18 protein-coding genes are annotated in these 18,196 nt (G+C 32.6%); 7 read left to right on the top strand and 11 right to left on the bottom strand.

What is annotated here, in order from left to right:
- Positions 1 to 2: 2 nt before the first annotated feature.
- The 11 genes from JM658_RS04260 to hpt all read right to left on the bottom strand — a co-directional run bounded on the left by JM658_RS04260 (position 3) and on the right by hpt (position 10,055).
- Complete coding sequence (locus JM658_RS04260; protein WP_236957985.1) at positions 3 to 1,424, bottom strand: DUF5723 family protein; 1,422 nt, start codon at positions 1,422 to 1,424, stop codon at positions 3 to 5.
- Positions 1,414 to 1,974 (bottom strand): hypothetical protein, encoded by a 561-nt coding sequence (locus tag JM658_RS04255; RefSeq protein ID WP_236957984.1) that lies wholly within the window; start codon positions 1,972 to 1,974, stop codon positions 1,414 to 1,416. The genes JM658_RS04260 and JM658_RS04255 overlap by 11 nt, the downstream gene beginning before the upstream one ends.
- Positions 1,975 to 2,011: 37 nt before the next feature.
- Entirely contained in the window at positions 2,012 to 2,707 is a 696-nt protein-coding gene (locus tag JM658_RS04250; RefSeq protein WP_317207851.1) for a YjjG family noncanonical pyrimidine nucleotidase, read from the bottom strand.
- Complete coding sequence (locus JM658_RS04245) at positions 2,694 to 3,932, bottom strand: polysaccharide deacetylase family protein (protein ID WP_236957983.1); 1,239 nt, start codon at positions 3,930 to 3,932, stop codon at positions 2,694 to 2,696. The genes JM658_RS04250 and JM658_RS04245 overlap by 14 nt, the downstream gene beginning before the upstream one ends.
- A gap of 71 nt (positions 3,933 to 4,003) precedes the next feature.
- Positions 4,004 to 4,702, bottom strand: coding sequence for a RadC family protein (radC, locus tag JM658_RS04240; protein WP_236958065.1), 699 nt, complete (start codon positions 4,700 to 4,702; stop codon positions 4,004 to 4,006).
- 112 nt (positions 4,703 to 4,814) lie between these two features.
- Positions 4,815 to 6,170, bottom strand: a complete 1,356-nt coding sequence (locus JM658_RS04235; RefSeq protein WP_236957982.1) for a UDP-N-acetylmuramate--L-alanine ligase — start codon at positions 6,168 to 6,170, stop codon at positions 4,815 to 4,817.
- 109 nt (positions 6,171 to 6,279) lie between these two features.
- Complete coding sequence (locus JM658_RS04230; protein ID WP_236957981.1) at positions 6,280 to 7,176, bottom strand: tetratricopeptide repeat protein; 897 nt, start codon at positions 7,174 to 7,176, stop codon at positions 6,280 to 6,282.
- A 9-nt stretch (positions 7,177 to 7,185) separates the two neighbouring features.
- Complete coding sequence (locus tag JM658_RS04225) at positions 7,186 to 7,713, bottom strand: DUF4136 domain-containing protein (protein ID WP_236957980.1); 528 nt, start codon at positions 7,711 to 7,713, stop codon at positions 7,186 to 7,188.
- 41 nt (positions 7,714 to 7,754) lie between these two features.
- Positions 7,755 to 8,768, bottom strand: coding sequence for a GTPase ObgE (gene obgE / locus JM658_RS04220; RefSeq protein ID WP_236957979.1), 1,014 nt, complete (start codon positions 8,766 to 8,768; stop codon positions 7,755 to 7,757).
- Positions 8,769 to 8,947: 179 nt separating this feature from the next.
- Complete coding sequence (locus JM658_RS17175; protein WP_317207850.1) at positions 8,948 to 9,520, bottom strand: adenylate kinase; 573 nt, start codon at positions 9,518 to 9,520, stop codon at positions 8,948 to 8,950.
- Positions 9,521 to 9,524: 4 nt separating this feature from the next.
- Positions 9,525 to 10,055, bottom strand: coding sequence for a hypoxanthine phosphoribosyltransferase (gene hpt / locus JM658_RS17170; protein WP_317207849.1), 531 nt, complete (start codon positions 10,053 to 10,055; stop codon positions 9,525 to 9,527).
- Between the two features lie 376 nt (positions 10,056 to 10,431).
- Here hpt and JM658_RS04210 point away from each other — a divergent pair, with 376 nt between their 5' ends.
- The 7 genes from JM658_RS04210 to JM658_RS04180 all read left to right on the top strand — a co-directional run bounded on the left by JM658_RS04210 (position 10,432) and on the right by JM658_RS04180 (position 18,087).
- Positions 10,432 to 11,586, top strand: coding sequence for a 5-(carboxyamino)imidazole ribonucleotide synthase (locus JM658_RS04210; protein ID WP_236957978.1), 1,155 nt, complete (start codon positions 10,432 to 10,434; stop codon positions 11,584 to 11,586).
- 112 nt (positions 11,587 to 11,698) lie between these two features.
- Positions 11,699 to 12,184, top strand: coding sequence for a 5-(carboxyamino)imidazole ribonucleotide mutase (purE, locus tag JM658_RS04205; RefSeq protein WP_236957977.1), 486 nt, complete (start codon positions 11,699 to 11,701; stop codon positions 12,182 to 12,184).
- A 123-nt stretch (positions 12,185 to 12,307) separates the two neighbouring features.
- The gene (locus tag JM658_RS04200; protein WP_236957976.1) at positions 12,308 to 14,347 is read left to right on the top strand and encodes a M3 family metallopeptidase; all 2,040 of its coding nucleotides are present in this window, start codon (positions 12,308 to 12,310) and stop codon (positions 14,345 to 14,347) included.
- A 4-nt stretch (positions 14,348 to 14,351) separates the two neighbouring features.
- Positions 14,352 to 15,299, top strand: a complete 948-nt coding sequence (locus JM658_RS04195; protein WP_236957975.1) for a GSCFA domain-containing protein — start codon at positions 14,352 to 14,354, stop codon at positions 15,297 to 15,299.
- A 1-nt stretch (position 15,300) separates the two neighbouring features.
- Entirely contained in the window at positions 15,301 to 15,915 is a 615-nt protein-coding gene (locus tag JM658_RS04190; RefSeq protein WP_236957974.1) for a DUF4230 domain-containing protein, read from the top strand.
- A gap of 15 nt (positions 15,916 to 15,930) precedes the next feature.
- Entirely contained in the window at positions 15,931 to 16,668 is a 738-nt protein-coding gene (locus tag JM658_RS04185; RefSeq protein ID WP_236957973.1) for a CPBP family glutamic-type intramembrane protease, read from the top strand.
- Positions 16,669 to 16,758: 90 nt separating this feature from the next.
- Positions 16,759 to 18,087: an alpha,alpha-trehalase gene (locus JM658_RS04180; RefSeq protein WP_236957972.1), complete on the top strand. Its 1,329-nt coding sequence runs from the start codon at positions 16,759 to 16,761 to the stop codon at positions 18,085 to 18,087.
- Positions 18,088 to 18,196 lie beyond the last annotated feature (109 nt).

Here is an 18,196-nt window from a genome sequence, read left to right as displayed (position 1 = left end):
TTTTAGTGTCTTAATGGAAATATATAATTAAATCCAAATTGTAAAGATGCATTATTCATATTTGCTAAATTATAATATTCTATTAAATTATCAGCTAGCAAATAGAAGTTAAAGTTAGCAAAATGTGTTGATAATCCAAGTCCTATGTTTGTTTTCGAGAATTTATCAACTGTATACGTCGTTTTTAACTTCAGCCATTCCCCTATTCTTGTGTAATAAAAAGCAGTTAATGCTGCTTGTGGATATCGCGAATGCGTTTCAGCAAAAAACTGGATTCCTACAGAATTGATATATGAATTATCATCTGTAGCACAATTACATTCTTTACTACTCCTTCGCTCTCCAAAATTATAAATAGATGCTAAATTAAGTTTCAAAGGTCGCATTGTTGTATAAGAGCTATTCACAATTTCATAAGGCAACGCCTCTTCAATATCATCAATTAATTCTTGCCAGTTATCAGACAAACCACCTCCTGTTATGATATTATTAAACGGAAGGTTAATCCCTTCCAAGGAGTATGCCCCTTTTAAAGTATAGGTTTCAATATCTTTACTTTGTCTTATAAAACCTAAATCTTGGATACTTGCTGTGTGCGTCCATTCTTTACTAGGTTTGTAAGTGACTCCAAAATCAAAACCTACACCAAGATTACCTCCTAAAAGAGCCTTATTCTTTAATATATTCAGTACATCTGTAGCTCCATCAACATCATCTTCTCTCAAGCTAGCGATTCCAGAAGTTCGTATTTCAACATCAGATATTAGCGTATGTCTATAAGTATTATCCGTTCCTAAAGAAGTAATGAAACTACCACTATTGCTTCTTGAAGAAACATCTATAACCCCAGAATATAACTTCCCTCTCACTCCAAAACTAAAGTGATCATCTACTTTTCTATGAAACCCAACATGAAAAACGGTTAATAATTCTCCTTTAGCACTTAAATGAGAGAGATCAAAAGGACGACCAATATTTGGAGCATTTCCTTCGTAAGCTAAAATAGCAAGGTCCTCTGGCCAGTAATTAAAAAAATTAAGCTCCTGATAAATCCCAAAGCTAATGTAATCTTTGTTAAAAAGACCTCCCAGTTTAAAACCCACATTTAAAATCTCCAATTCTTCATTTACCCGCTGGATATCACTTTTATTTAAGCTATAAATAGCATTTTTCACCTTAATATTAAAATCAACACCATTATCAGAAAAAAGATCATATATGGAAATCTCACTAGATCCAGCTCCAGCATAAATTCCAGACAAAGCAGGAATTCCAAAATAAGCACTGTTTTGAATTTCAGCACCTGGGTTTACCATCAAAGATTGTGGGATATCTGTAAAATTATAAAGCAATTGTTTATTCTGAGCATTTACGAAAACGCTGATAAAGAAAAACAAGTATAGAAACACTTGCCTAATCTGCATCTATAGACATAAAGAAGGTTCCAGAAGATTTTAAAAGTAATTCTCCTGTAGAATTAGGAGTAAGTAAAGGACTTCCAGGAATTAATTCTAACTCAATTCCCATATATGCCATCCCTTTCAATTTATCAATTTCAGTTAGATCGTAATGTCTTATATGTGTAACTAATTTCATATCTATAGGAATTGAAATCACATCCAAAGGAGTCATAGCGTCATCATACAAAACAATTTCAGCCTCAAAATCACGAGGTATCGAATTTGTGAATTCAAAAGTTAGGGTTGCTTCTTCTAAATTTTCTTCTAAAAAAGGTTCTGAAAAAATATCTAATTTCGTAGTATCTTGTACTGTCCGCCTATTTACATCATTATTTGGGATAAGTCCTATTCTTGAAGCCTGTAAATCAAAATAGAGTAAACTCACTGCAACAGAAGGCTCAATTTCTAACTCTTCAGCTTGATTAAAATCAACATCTTTAACACATGAGAACAGCAAAAAGCTACTTAAAATAAGAAGACAATAGTGGTAGTATGTTTTGGTTGGTGGTAGCATTAATATAAAAACGTAATAAAGAAAATTGTATTGTTCTTTAAAGATAGTTTTTTATTTGCTTTAACTCACTAATTTTATGTGTATTAACATTTATATTTTCATCGCTAGGCTTATAAAAAAGTGTATGCATCCCAACATTTTGAGCTCCTAGAATATCAGCCTCATAACTATCGCCAATCATAACAGAATTTTGAGGTTTCGCATTTGCTTCTTTTAATGCGATTTCGAATATCAATGGATTTGGTTTTTTTACGCCAGCAGTCTCAGAATTCATAACCACTTGAAAATAATGATCAATTTTAGAATTCTTAAGTTTTCCGGTTTGGACTTCAGCAAAACCATTAGTAATAATGTGGAGTTTATATTTTGGAGACAGGTAATCGAGGATTTCTATTGTATCTATAAAAAGGTGATTGAATGTAGAAAGATTTTTAATATAATCATCGCTAAGTTTAAAAATCATATCCTCAGCAACATCTACATTTAAGGCATTGAAAGTCGTTTTTAAACGTTTATAACGAAGATCTTCTTTTGTAATCTTATCCTCTTGATAATATTTCCACAACTTGAAATTATAAGGAATATAGAAATCAAAAAACTCCACAAGGTTAACATCGATATTATTCTCTTCAAATATTTTGTTGTATGTAAGTTCAGAATTTTTTTCAAAGTCCCATAACGTATGATCTAAATCAAAAAAAACATCGGTTATTACTTCATTATTCAATTTCATTAGTACTACTCATTTTCAAATAATTAACATATAGTTTTTCCCACTCACTACTATCATTCAGATTTAAAACTTCATTAGAAAAAACAATATTAAAATCGCCATCTACCTCTTTAATTCGATTTGATAATTCTAGGATTTTATCTTCTGCCTGCTTAATACTTTTATATTGATACAATGCGGTGTATTGAATACAAAAAGAATTAATCTGAATCGGTATTTGCTCTTCAAAGCTGATATCATAAAAATAAAAAGGACTACAAGTTCCAGCTCTAAATCCAGTCTGCCCAGTGTATCCCATTGTATAGTCTTCATTAAAACCAGCATCAACCATTAATCGGTATGCATCTGGAATATTTAACCTATTATAGCGCTGACGTACTCTTTTTACTGGTCTGTTGATATAATCTATAAGTCGCTTTCGTTCTTTTTTAAGACTAGAAAGATTGCTTAACGATTTATAAGAAGCCATTAGGGAAACTATACTATAATCTGCTACTGATTTTACAAGGGATCGGAATTGAGGATTTATAACCGATATGTTCTTATCGTAAGCAGAATAATCTGCCATCAAAAAGAAAAATATTGCTGGCACATCATATTTCTTATGAAGCGCTGTTACTTGATCAAAAAAATCTAAAGGATCTCTTCTAAAACGTAAAAGAACTAAATATCTTTCTACAACTCTTCTAATTCTAAAATGAAATAAGTCTAATAAAGTACCTCCAAGAGTACGTACAAACCCTTTTTTTAAATAGGCATAAGCAACCGAAATATCCATGATTGAAGTTTGCTTATAACTCTTTTTAGGAAAATGCATTTCTGGATAACGCTCCTGTAAAGCCTCTTTTAATTTCTTTACCCAAATATCTATTACAGGAATTTCTAAAAAATTCTCTTGATATGCCAAACTCTCTTCCACAGGAAACCTCCCATGTTCATCTTTTACATGAGGTAGGTACTCTTCGTACCTACTTAATAAATAAAAACTAGCAGCAAATATATCGAATGGTAATGCACATTTATCGTTGGTAGGAAAAAAGCATGGAACACCATCCCACTTCTGAATATTAATTTCTACATCAGAAATTCCTTGCTCAAAAAGCAACTCATTACTCTTTACAAAAAACTCACTTTGTAGTGGTTGTTTTGTATAGGTAATCTTAGGCCCTTTATGAGCAATAAAATCCTCTACTTTGGTTGTCATACTAATATCTATCAGCATCATTTTGGAAAAAATGTGCCGCATGATATATGTTAACCTAGGTGTAATTTTATACGTGTAAACTAATAGCATTTTTATAAAATTCCTTCGTCTGCAAAGCTAAAGTAAGATTTTTCAGTTACAATAAGATGGTCTAAGAGCTTAATATCCATCCCCGCTCCAGCATTTTTAATTTTATTCGTTATTTCTTTATCGGCATTACTTGGTTTCAATCCACCAGAAGGATGATTATGTGCCAATATCATAGCAGTTGCATTAAGCTCTAAGGCTTGCTTAAGTGCTAATCTTACATCGACTAAGGTTCCTGTAATTCCACCTTTACTAAGTTGTAGTGTTTTGATAACAGAATTTGAATTATTCACATATAAAATCCAAAATTCTTCATGTTCAAGCTCCCCTATTTTTGGTTGCATCAATTCAAAAACATGCTTACTACTTTTTATCTTCTTTATTTCTGGAATATCCTCTCCCCGTCTTCTCCTTCCCAATTCTAAACAAGCAACAATACTAATGGCTTTAGCTTCTCCAATGCCTTTAAACTTTATAAGTTGACCTACGCTAAGCCTCCCCAATTTATTTAGATTATTATCTACGGAAGCTAATATCCGTTTGGATAATTGGACAGCACTTTCATCTCTACTTCCACTCCCTATTAATATAGCTATTAACTCAGCATCAGACAGAATTTGTTTACCTGTTGCAAGTAATTTTTCTCGAGGACGATCTGTTATGCTCCAGTTTTTAATCGAAAATGAAGTGGATTTTTCTTTCATCATCTAAATATAACGAATTATAATAGACAACGTTACTTTTAGCAAATTAGAACGCTACAGAAAAGAAACTATAATAAAAACCGAACTTAAGAAGTTCAGAAATAAAAAACCTCTAATCCACTAAACTTTTAACTTCCTCAAAGTCAAGACCACCATAATTCCCACTACTCATTAATAGCAATGCAGAATTATCTAACTTCAGCTTAAATAAATACTCTTTAAACTCATCTGGATTGGTGTAAACAATAAGATCTTCACGATTAAAAGCGTCTTCGATTTGAGAAGCAGAAACCGCTTCTAGCTGCTTAATTTTCACTGCTTCTGGAGAGAAAAAAACCACGGCTTCATCTGCATTATCTAAAGTCCCTTTATATTCCTTCAAAAAAGTAGCATTTAAACTACTGTAAGTATGTAGCTCAAGGCAAGCAATAACTTTACGGGTTGGAAATTGTTCTCGAACCGCTGTTAATGTAGCTCCAACCTTACTTGGCGCATGCGCAAAATCTTTATAAATAACACGGTTACCATTTTCTGCCAACTTATCTAAGCGTTTTGAAGCTCCTTTAAAACTTGCAATAGCTTCATAGAAATCATCTTCATCGACTCCCATATGTTGGCAAATCCATTTTGCTCCCGCTAAGTTGTTTAAATTATGTTTCCCAAATACTTCAATCGGCATTGCTCCCTCTGGAGTTTCCAGATAAGTTTGACCGTCTTCAACCGTATATTCAGGTGTTGCATACGAGATCTTACGAATCTGATTTTCAGAAGCTTCTACAACTTTCACCACCTCTGCATCTTCTTCATTATAGGTAACGCTTCCACCTTCAACAATAGAATCAATAAAAATCTTAAACTGTTCCACATAGTTTTCGAACGTTGGAAATACATTAATATGATCCCAAGCTATCCCACTTAATAATGCAATATTTGGCTGATATAAATGAAATTTAGGACGTCTATCAATTGGAGAAGATAAATATTCATCACCTTCTAAGACAATAAAATCATTCTCTTCAGTCAACTTCACCATCGTATCAAAACCTTCAAGCTGTGCGCCCACCATATAATCTACATCAATATCATGATAATGTAAAACATGAAGAATCATAGAAGTTATGGTTGTTTTCCCATGACTTCCTCCAATTACAACTCTGGTTTTATACTTACTTTGCTCAAAGATAAACTCAGGATAAGAATATATTTTTAAGCCCATTTCCTTTGCTTTAGCCAACTCAGGATTATCTGCCTTTGCATGCATTCCCAAAATAACGGCATCTAAATCTGCTGTTATCTTTTCTGGAAACCACCCAAAAGTTTCAGGAGCGATATTTTTAGCTTCTAATCGCGATTTAGAAGGCTCAAATATTACATCGTCACTTCCTGTAATGATATATCCTTTATTATGTAAAGCAAGTGCCAGGTTGTGCATCGCACTTCCGCCAATGGCAATGAAATGTATTTTCAATGTTGTAATTTTTAAAACGTATTCAGACTGTAAAGATAAAAGGACAATTTGCTATAGACAAACCTTCTTAGGAATATATTAATTGAACCATCAATCGTAAATAAAAGAACTAAAGGCCATTAATGTTTTCCTTTTCTGAATTAAAATCTTTTGAATTTGGATGTATTTTAATGGCTTTGTCGATATAATAATTTGCCTTCTCTTTATTTTTCTGATATCTATATAAAACTGCCAATTGATAATATACATCCTCCAAAGGAATCGTACTCTCTGGTGTATATAAATTCTCAAAGATTAATAAATGTGAGATTCCACTATTCACTTTGTAGTTATATTGAGCAGCTAATTTTCCGATTTGATAATGGATATCTTGTCTCCTGTAATTTTTATCAGGATACGTATTTTGAGAAACAACATCCAAGCCTCTTTTATAATAAGTTGCAGCGAGCTCTTTATTATTGCGTTCTTCTTCTATAAACCCTCGAGAAAGATATCCTTCTATAGGCGCAATAGCTTCCAATTCTTTGGAGTATTTATAGGCTTTATCGTTACTGCCACCCAAAATCCCTGGAAGCTTTAAATATAAATCGATCGATGCCCAACGGACACCAAGATGCTCATCATCTAAATTAGCAGCAATTTCGAAATGCTTTTTAACATCTCCCAAAAGAGACAATGCTCTTATTTTATTTTCTAAGGAAATCATTCCGAGCACTCCCCCATACTTATAATGGTAATTTGCCTTTTTAGGATACTCATCTACAAGTATCTTATAATAGGTAGCAGCATCATCCCATTTCTTTTCTATTCCATAAACATCTCCTAAACGTTCTGTAATAATTGGAGTAGGTTTTTTTTTATAGGCTGAAAGAAGAACTTGTTCCGCTTCTGTAATCTTATTTTCTTTGATGAAAGTATTTGCCTGCTCTAAAGCTATATTCTGTGCTGAAAGGCAATAACCAATCAACATTAAAATAGTAATAATAGGTTTACAAAAAGCATTCATTAAAACTGATTATTTCTGTTTCGGAGGATAGCTAGAAAATACTTTTTCTACAACCTCTTTTAGCTTTGCATTACGCATTTCTGGAGTCATTTGCTCTGAGACTGTACCTTCACTTACCGCTTGCCATACCAGTTCATCTTCATCGGCATCTACGATATCAAAAATTATTTCACGATACGATTCGTTTCCTCCTAAAGGAACCCCAACAGAAACACCTCCGCCAATATTCCTACCAGTTCCCCCAATTCCTATACCTACAGAGCTATTGCTTGGCTTCGGTCTATTTGAAGTTTTTATATTGATATAAATATCTGGTGTTGAAGAATATTTATAACCACGAGATTGCAACAAACTATCTATGTTACGAAACAATCTTTTGGTATCTAAATCACTTAAGCCACTTTCCATATTTGGAAAATAGTCATAACTTTTAAATTGAGAGAAATCAACCTTCTTGTCGTAATCATAAGCAACCTGCACGCTTGTGCAAGAAACAAGAAGTAAACAACAAAGAAGGCTTATATATTTGGGATACATAATGTTTATTTTTTGCTAAAATTAAGCAAAATAAATCATTATTAAGCATCCTCATTTTTATTCAACATATCCCAAAGTTTATCTTTAAGCGGTTGGATTCCCTGTTGGGCTACCGAAGAGATAAACATATACTCAACATCTACGAATATTTTATCAAGCTCAACTTTCATTTCCGCTTTTAACTCCTCATCCAACATATCAGATTTAGAAATCGCAACAAGTCGCTCTTTATCTAGCAGTTCTGGATTATATTTTTGCAATTCATTTAAAAGAATTTCATACTCCTTATAAATATCTTTAGCATCCGCAGGAATTAGAAAAAGCAATGTAGAATTACGTTCTATATGACGTAAAAAATAATGCCCCAAACCTTTTCCTTCTGCTGCTCCTTCAATAATACCAGGAATATCTGCCATTACAAAGGTTCTATAATCACGATATTCTACAATCCCTAGATTAGGTTTTAATGTTGTAAACTCGTAGTTAGCAATTTTTGGTTTTGCTGAAGTAATTACAGAAAGTAGTGTAGATTTCCCAGCATTAGGAAATCCTACTAAACCAACATCAGCAAGAAGTTTTAATTCTAATAGAACCTCTACTTCTTCTCCTGGCATTCCAGGTTGAGCATAACGTGGCGTCTGATTGGTAGAAGATTTAAAATGTGAATTTCCTAAACCTCCTTTACCTCCTTTGGCTACAACTTTTTCTTCTCCATCTTCGGTAATTTCAAACAATACTTCATTGGTTTCAGGGTCTTTAACCTGAGTTCCTAGAGGCACGCGCATATAAACATCTGCACCATCTGCTCCTGTACTTGTTTGCTTACTACCATGTTCGCCATGACCAGCTTGATAATGTCTTTTAAATTTAAAATGAAAAAGAGTCCATAGGTTTTTATCACCAATAATAATAACGTGACCTCCACGGCCTCCATCTCCTCCATCTGGCCCTCCAAAGGCTACATATTTTTCCCTGCGTAGGTGAGCAGAACCTTGCCCTCCTTTTCCAGATGTCACCTTAATCTTTACATAATCTGTAAAATTTCCTTCTGTCATTTAAATATGTTTTTTATTGTTGAATAATTATACTCTGAAAATCCTCCAACATTCTTTTTCAAAAAAATACGCTCCCATCATTCTTAAATTCAGAGAGCGCTTATTATTTATAAAGCTTTATAAACCCAATTAGAGTTTATTTTTGATGTAATAAATTATTTAAAAACAAATCAACCCGCTTAAAGAGTTGCAATAACTTTACTCAATCGCTCTGTTATGTCTTCAATAGTTCCAATTCCGTTTACGCTATGAAACTTATTTTGTTCCTTATAATACTCCATTAAAGGAGCTGTTTTTTCATTGTACTCATCAAAACGATTTCTAATTTTACTCTCGTCTTGATCATCACTTCTTCCGCTTACTTTTCCACGCTCTAATAAACGTTTTATAAGCACTTCATCATCTGCTTCTAAAGCAATAGTAGCATGTATTTTCATGTCTTTCTCTTCCATCAAATGATCCAAAGCTTCTGCTTGAGCATTTGTTCTAGGAAAGCCATCAAAAATAAAACCACTAGCTTCTGGGTTTTTCTCCACTTCAGCTTTAAGCATATTAATGGTTACTTCATCGGGAACCAATTCCCCTTTGTCAATATAAGATTTTGCCAATGTACCTAATTCAGTACCATTTTTGATGTTGAATCTGAAAACATCGCCGGTAGATATATGCTTTAAGTTGTATTTCTCTTTTAAAAAATTAGCTTGTGTACCCTTACCTGCTCCTGGTTTTCCGAACAGCACTAAATTGATCATATAGTTATTCTTTTATTTTATATACTTCTGGTAAATTTCTTCCTAATTCATCATAATCAAGCCCATAACCCACAATAAACTTGTCTGGAATTTCAATTCCAACATAATCAATATTATACTCACCACTATATATTTCTGGCTTGTAAAACATTGATGCAATTTTAAACCTCTTCACATTTATTCTTGAAAATATCGACACTAATTCTTTCACCGTATTTCCTGTATCGATAACGTCTTCTAAAATTACAACACTACGATTTTCTACTGTATCAGGAACATCAATAAGTGTTTTCACAATTCCTGTTGAAGACATCCCTTGATAAGAACTCATTTTTACAAATGAAATCTCACAGTCTTGGTCATATTTCTTAATAAAATCAGAAGCAAACATAAAAGCTCCATTAAGAACACATATAAAAATAGGTGTCTCATCCTTAAAGTCCGCCTTTACCTTTTCTACCATTTTTTTAATGGCTGCATCTATTTCTTCAGCAGAAATAAAAGGTTCAAAATATTTATCGTGAAGCTTAATCAATTCTAAAAAATTTTAAAGAGGCAAAGATACCATTTAGATTTTTGTTTTCCTTTAAATTTAGTCGTTTTCGGCAATAAATAAGCAATTTTCACAAAAAAAACCTCCTTTTGTACGTTAACAAACAAATAATTAGTTTCAAATTGCTGTAATTTTTACGCTACAAACAAGTCCACTTCCCTTTAAACTAATTATTAATTTTGAATCTATTTATCCTGAAGGCTAAAAGTATTCCAATTGATTTCCTTTTGAATAGATAAATAGTCATCCTGAACTTTGATTTATTATGTAGATTTCATATTTAGCCATACTTTTGCAAAATCAAATTGTAGTATTTGCAATTGGAAGCAGAAACATTCAGTTTTAAAAAAATTACAACATGAACTATTTTTCATCTGATTTTAAACTCGGTATTTTAGGCGGAGGTCAACTTGGTAAAATGATGCTTTATGAAACTCGTAAGTACGATATTCAAACTATTGTGCTGGATCCAAGTAATGAAGCTCCATGTAAGATTGCATGTAATGAGTTTTTTCAAGGGGATTTAATGGATTATGATACCGTATATGAATTCGGTAAAAAAGTTGATGTGCTTACTTTTGAAATTGAAAATGTAAACGTTGATGCCCTTCAGCAGTTAGAAAAAGAAGGGATTACCGTTTATCCATCTGCAAAAACCCTTAAGACTATAAACAATAAGGCAACGCAAAAATTATTTTACATAGATCATAATATTCCAACCGCAGAGTTTACTCGTTTTGCTTATTCTGATGAAATGGAGAATGCTATAAAAAATGAGTCGTTATCCTTTCCTTTTGTATGGAAAAGTGCTCGTTTTGGTTATGACGGACAAGGGGTAAAAGTAATTAGATCTTTTGCTGATATAGAAGGATTACCAAATGGAGAATGCATTGCAGAAAAGATGATTCCTTTTAAAAATGAGTTGGCTGTTATTGTTGCTCGTGATCCTCATGGAAATGTAAAAACATATCCAGTTGTAGAGATGGAATTTCATCCAGAAGCCAATCAGGTTGAATATGTAATCTGCCCAGCAAGGATTGATAAAAAGGTAGCTGATAAAGCACAAGAAATTGCATTAAAAGTTTCTGAAGCATACGAACATGTTGGACTTCTTGCAGTAGAGATGTTCCAAACTGAGGATGATAAAATTCTTGTAAACGAAGTAGCTCCAAGACCACACAATAGCGGTCATTATAGCATCGAAGCTAGCTACACTAATCAATTTGAACAACAAATTCGTGCTATTCTAGGTCTTCCTTTAGGAAACACAGAAAGTAAGGTTGCTGGAATAATGGTAAATTTAGTTGGCGATGAAAATTATACTGGTGCCGTTGTCTATAAGAATATTGAAAAAATAATGGCGATGGAAGGTGTAACACCTCATATTTACGGAAAACGTGAAACACGTCCATTCCGAAAAATGGGACACGTAACTATTGTAAATGAAGATGTGACTAAAGCAAGAGTTATTGCGGAAGAAGTAAAGAAAAGTATTAAGGTAATAAGCGAATAATATATTTTTGATACCCTGTTTAAACTTTATAATCTAGCTACTTTTAGTTTAGCCAATCATAATATTAAAACAGAAATCAAGAGTATTTTTAATAATTTCATATAACAAAAGCATGGCAAAAGTAGCAGTTATCATGGGAAGCACAAGCGACCTCCCAGTAATGCAAGACGCAATAGACGTTTTAAAAGAATTAGGAGTTGAAGTAACTGTAGATATTGTTTCTGCGCACCGTACGCCAGAAAAAATGTACGAATTTGGAAAAAATGCACATAAAAATGGTATTTCTGCAATTATTGCAGGTGCTGGTGGTGCTGCACATCTTCCAGGAATGGTGGCTTCTCTATCGCCTCTTCCTGTAATTGGAGTTCCTGTAAAAAGTAGTAATTCTATCGACGGATGGGATTCTGTACTTTCTATCTTGCAAATGCCTGGCGGTGTTCCTGTAGCTACAGTTGCATTAAATGGCGCAAAAAATGCAGGTATTTTAGCTGCTCAGATTATAGGATCCGCAGATTTATCTATTCAAGATAAGATTGTCGCTTATAAAGAATCTTTAAAAGAGAAAGTTATTAAAGGTGCAGAAAGTGTAAAACAATAAAGCACTAATAAAAACATTACATTATAAAAAGCGCTTAAAAATGTTAATCATTCTTTAAGCGCTTTCTCTATTCTAGAGAAAGTTTCTTACTTTGTAATTCAATTACATTATAAAAAATAAAACATGGCAAATTTGCTTACACATACATTTAATACCCCTTATCAAACAGCACCCTTTTCTTCTATTAAAAATGAAGATTTCCTTCCTGCAATTAAAGAGGAGATAAAAAAAACAAAAGAAGAAATTGATGCTATAACAGCAGATAAAAATGCTCCTGATTTTCAAAATACAATTGAAGCTTTGGAATTTTCGGGAGCTCAATTGGACAGAATTACATCAATCTTTTTTAATCTGAATAGCGCAGAAACTAATGATGAGATTCAGAAATTAGCACAAGAAATATCTCCGCTATTATCAGAATTCGGAAATGACATCCGTTTAAACGAAGCTCTTTTTAAAAGAGTAAAATCAGTTTGGGATAATAGAGAAAACCTTTCGCTAAATAAAGAACAGAAAATGCTTTTAGAGAAAAACTACAAAAGTTTTTCTAGAAATGGAGCAAATCTCCCTGAAGATAAAAAAGCAATTTTAAGAGATATCGACAAGAAATTATCGCAACTGAGCTTAAAATTTGGAGAGAATGTTCTTGCAGAGACTAATGCGTTTGAACTTCATATAACGGACAAAGAAGAGTTAAAAGGGCTTCCAGAAAGTGCTTTAGAAGCTGCTGCCGATGAAGCAAAATCTCGTGAAAAAGAAGGATGGGTTTTTACATTAAATTATCCTAGCTACATTCCTTTAATGACTTATGCAGAAAATCGTGAGTTGCGTAAAAAAATGTCACTTGCCTTTGGAAGTAGAGCTTTTCAAGGAAATGAACACGACAATCGTGAGCATGTAAAACAAATTGTTCGTTTGCGCCAACAGAGAGCAGAATTATTAGACTATAAAACTCATGCTCATTTTATTTTGGAAGAGCGCATGGCAAAAACACCAGAAAAAGTAAATTCCTTTTTAGAAGAACTTTTAGAGAAAGCAAAGCCTGCTGCTGAAAGAGAATTTAAGCAACTAGAAAGTTTTGCTAAAGAAGAAGATAACCTTGATAAACTTCAAAAATGGGATAGTGCTTTTTATACTGAAAAATTAAAGCAAAAGCTTTTTAACTTAGATGATGAAAAGCTAAAACCATACTTTAAATTGGAAAATGTTATCGGTGGTGTTTTTACTATTGCAGAAAGATTATATGGTTTACAATTCGAACAAACTCAAGAGATCGATAAATACCATAAAGATGTAAAAACGTATAAAGTATTGGATGAAAATGGTGAATTAACTGCTATTTTTTATGCCGATTTCCACCCTCGCCCAGGAAAAAGAAATGGCGCTTGGATGACTGTTTACAAATCGCAATGGCAGAGAAATGGAGACAATTCTAGACCACATATTTCTATTGTATGTAACTTCACCAAACCAACTGGATCAAAACCATCTTTATTAACTTTTAACGAGGTGACCACGTTATTCCATGAATTTGGACATGCATTACATGGCATGCTAGCTAATACAACATACCCAAGCTTGAGCGGAACGAGTGTTTATTGGGATTTTGTAGAATTACCTAGTCAGGTATTAGAAAACTGGTGTTATGAAAAAGAAGCGCTAGAGATTTTTGCTAGACACTACGAAACTAATGAAGTGATTCCGATGGAATATGTAGAAAAAATAAAAGAATCTGCCACTTTTATGGAGGGGATGCAAACCCTACGCCAATTAAGTTTCGGAATGCTAGATATGAGCTGGCACGGTATTGATCCTAGCGATATTGAGGATATAAAAACTCATGAAAATAAAGTTTTTGAAATTACAAGCCTGTATCCAGAGACTCCAGAAACATGTATGAGCACCGCATTTTCTCATATTTTCCAAGGAGGATATTCTGCAGGATATTACAGCTATAAATGGGCGGAAGTTTTAGATGCCGATGCTTTTGAATTCTTTAAGGAAAAAGGAATTTTTAGCAAAGAAGTAGCGCGTAAGTTTAAAGACAATGTACTTTCACAAGGAGGAACAGACAATCCTATGGAATTATACAAACGCTTTAGAGGAAAAGAGCCACAACCAGATGCTCTTTTAAGGAGAGCTGGACTTATTGAAAAGAAATAATTACATGAAACTACAAACTCAGATCCCATTAAAGCCACAGAAAGACGCTATAGATTATAAGGCTAAAGTGTTTTTAATGGGGTCTTGTTTTGTGGAAAACATAGGAAGTAAACTCGATTATTATAAATTCGATTCGCTTATAAATCCGTTTGGAATAATTTTTCATCCGAAAGCGATAGAAAATTTAATTACTAGAATTGTTAGCAGTAACGAATTTACAAAAGAAGACATATTTTTCTTTAATGAGCGCTGGCATTGCTTTGAAGTGCATTCTATATTAAGCAATCCTTCCAAAGAGAATATATTAAACGACCTCAACTCCCTTTTAAAGAATACTCATACATTTCTTAAGCAAGCATCGCATATCATTTTCACGCTTGGAACTGCTTGGGGATATCGCTATGAAAAATCAAAAAAATTAGTTGCCAATTGCCATAAAGTTCCTCAAAAAAACTTTACTAAAGAACTTCTTGGAGTAGCTGAAATTGAAGATAGCCTTGAAAGAATTATTAGTCTTTTAAAAGAAATAAACTCCAAAGCAACAGTTGTATTTACAGTCTCCCCTGTTCGGCATTTAAAAGATGGTTTTATAGAGAATCAGCGAAGCAAATCGCACTTAATAACTGCAATTCATCAAACAATAGCTCGAGAGAATTCTATTGCCTACTTTCCGTCTTACGAGATTATGATGGACGAACTACGCGATTATCGCTTTTATGCGGAAGACATGATTCACCCCAATAATACAGCGATTAACTATATTTGGGATAAGTTTCAGCAGACTTGGATTTCTAATGCTTCTGAAAGCACTATGAAAGAAGTTGAAAAAATTCAAAGTGGATTATCGCATCGTCCTTTTAATCCTGAAAGTGAAGAATTTAAAAAGTTTCAGGAAAAGCTTCAACAGAAAATTATGTATCTTTCAGAAAAACATCCACATATAAAATTCTAACATGCGAAAGGTTCTTTTCGGAATTATCATCACCTTACTCATTTTATGGACGTATCAACTTTACAAAAGGTATGATGAACGTTCTAAATACCTAAAAGAGAACACTGCTTTAATTCAGCAAGAGATAAAAAATGTAAGCAAGTTGGTTGTTACGGAAGGACATTTCTCTCAAGTTTTTAATTACAAACAGTCAGAAAAAATATTTGCTAATTTATTAACTACTGAAAAAAAAGCATTGGTTGTAGTAAACGCAGATGTAACTGTTGCCTACGATCTTAGCAAGATAAATTTCAATGTAGATCAAGAAAATAAAACCCTTTTTATTACTGACATTCCTGAGCCTGAAATTAAAATTAATCCAGATTTAAAATACTACGACATTTCTGGAGATTATTTAAATCCGTTTAATGCGAACGATTTTAATAAAATTAAAAATCAGGTGAATATAGCTATCGGAAAAAGAGTTGATAATTCTAATCTAAAAAGCAATGCAGAAAACCGATTGATGAGCGAATTATCGAGGTTTTATGTGCTAACAAATACATTGGGTTGGAAGTTAGTTTATAATAAAGAGGTGATAAATACTACCGAAGAATTACAGACGATAAAGAATTAAATAGAAGATTTCTAAATGGAAAACAATACGGAAGTCTCAGATTCAATCGCTTCAGAAAATTTATTTCTTAATCTTTGGAATTTTATTAAAGATCCTAATCTTAAAAAAGAACACGGAAAGAGCTTCTTTGTAATAATAAAAGAATTAGCAGCATTGTATGCTATTAAAATGATTTTGGCTTTTACAGTTTTATTCTTTTTAAGTCTTGTTCTCACTATAAAAAATGATTCCATTCAGGAATTAATAGCAACGCATTCTAAAACAGAAATATTTTTTCTTATCGTTCTATTTGGGCCTTTGGTTGAAGAACTTATTTTTAGATTATCATTAAGATACAATCCACTATTTTTATCAACCTCCATAAGCTTTTTTTCCTATTATATTTTAAGAGCATTACGCTCTAAAATTTCTTTTTTAGATGATAGCAATTCTATATACATTTCCATTGGGATAAGTCTTATTATTGGAGTTATATTCTATTTTATTATCCGTAAAACAGCTATTGAAAAATATTGGAAGCTACACTTTAAATGGATTTATTACGCCTCTGTAGTACTATTTGCATTCCTTCATGTTTTTAATTATGAATTATCGAACTCCGATCTATTTTTCATCCCACTTATTGTTTTTCCTCAATTCTTAGACGGAATAGTTTTAGGATATATTCGTATTAAAAATGGATTTTGGTATAGCGTCCTTTTTCACTCATTCAATAATTTTGTTGTATTCTTTATCACCATTTTATTCAGGTAAATTCTACCCCACATTTTAATTTAACTCAACTAACTTTTTTATAAAGAGTTTATTTTCTATTTTACATCGAATTTAATTCAATAATAAGAAATGGAAAAAAGCTCGGGAATTTCAAAAAAGATAATAGCATCCCTTTGGAACGAATTAACAGTTACTACGGATAAAAATGGGTATTTAAATCTATTTAAAGACACGAAAGTAAAAGACAAAACCAATACTATATATATAGAAGAAAATGACAATTTTGCCTATGATTTCTATAAAAAAGAATCTCAAGAGACAGAATTGAACTTTCATGTTGAAAAAATGCCTATCAATCCTACAGCTTCATTTGTAGCTTCGGTTAAAAACAAACCAGGTATTGTAGGTTCTGTATTAATTAATAATGATAAAGGTGTTAGCGGAACTCCATATATTTCTCTTGGTGGCCCTTACACAGAGCTTGATGTATCGGCTTCATATTTTCATATCCTAGCATTAGTTGAAGAAGGTAACTTCACACTTGCCAAGCAAATATTGAGCAATATTTCTTACATGATTGGACATGTACATTCACTAAAAGCAACCAATAGAAGCTACCACCAACACATTCCTGCCTTGCCTCTTTACACTTCTATGGTAAGAGCTATTGCAGAACGTATGGAAAGTGAAGAAGAACGCAGAAACTTCCTGAAAATTCATATCCAACGTTCTATTTTAGAATATGACCGTAGGTGGCAAACTATTGAATGCTTATGTGAAACTAGTCACTTAAACACTTACCCTAATATTGATTCTGCAGACAAGCAATCGTTAAGTTTCTCACTTCAATTACCGCATGTTATTGAAGTACGCCTAAATATGATGTTATATAAAACAGAAATGGATATAGCTCATTTTATTGAAGCTCATACTGAAAAAGGATTGGTTACTGTCGAAGATGTTGAACATACGCCAGAAAAATGGAGAGCTAAAGCTAGACAGAGAAAAGAAGAAATGGATCGTTATCTATGGAACGATGAAAAACAATCTTATTGTGATTATGATGAATATAAGAATGAATATTTGAATCCTGGAAGGGCAGATAATATTTATGCTTTATGGGCAAAAGCTGTAGATGAGAATCGTGCTGATGTAATTGTTAAGAAATTAGAAAAAGAGCATCTTAGTAAAAACGGATTGCATTATGATCTTAATAGCTTTATTGTAAAAGCTCCTGAGCAAATTATTTATCTATTAGGGCTTAAAAACTTTGCATATCGAAGTCTATTAGAAAAAGAATCAGAAAAATGGAATAAAATGATTGAAACAGCATTCCATAAGAGTGAAATCATAGCGTTTTCATATAATATTGAAACTGGAACTCCTATTAGCGACGGAAAAGATAAGGTCTTTGGTTGGACGTTAGCGTCTTATATTATTGCTAATAGCTTAAAATAAAAATCAGAAGAAATTAATAATAGTTTCTTTTATGAAACTCCATTTATAGGGTCTATAATAAATGTGAATATAAGCTGTTTTGTGTTAATGCTTGTCATATTAGCTATTA

It is taken from the genome of Joostella atrarenae, from assembly GCF_021764745.1.
GTDB lineage: Bacteria > Bacteroidota > Bacteroidia > Flavobacteriales > Flavobacteriaceae > Galbibacter > Galbibacter atrarenae.
Note: the sequence above shows the minus strand (reverse complement) of the source record. Positions and strands in the feature narration are given on the sequence as shown.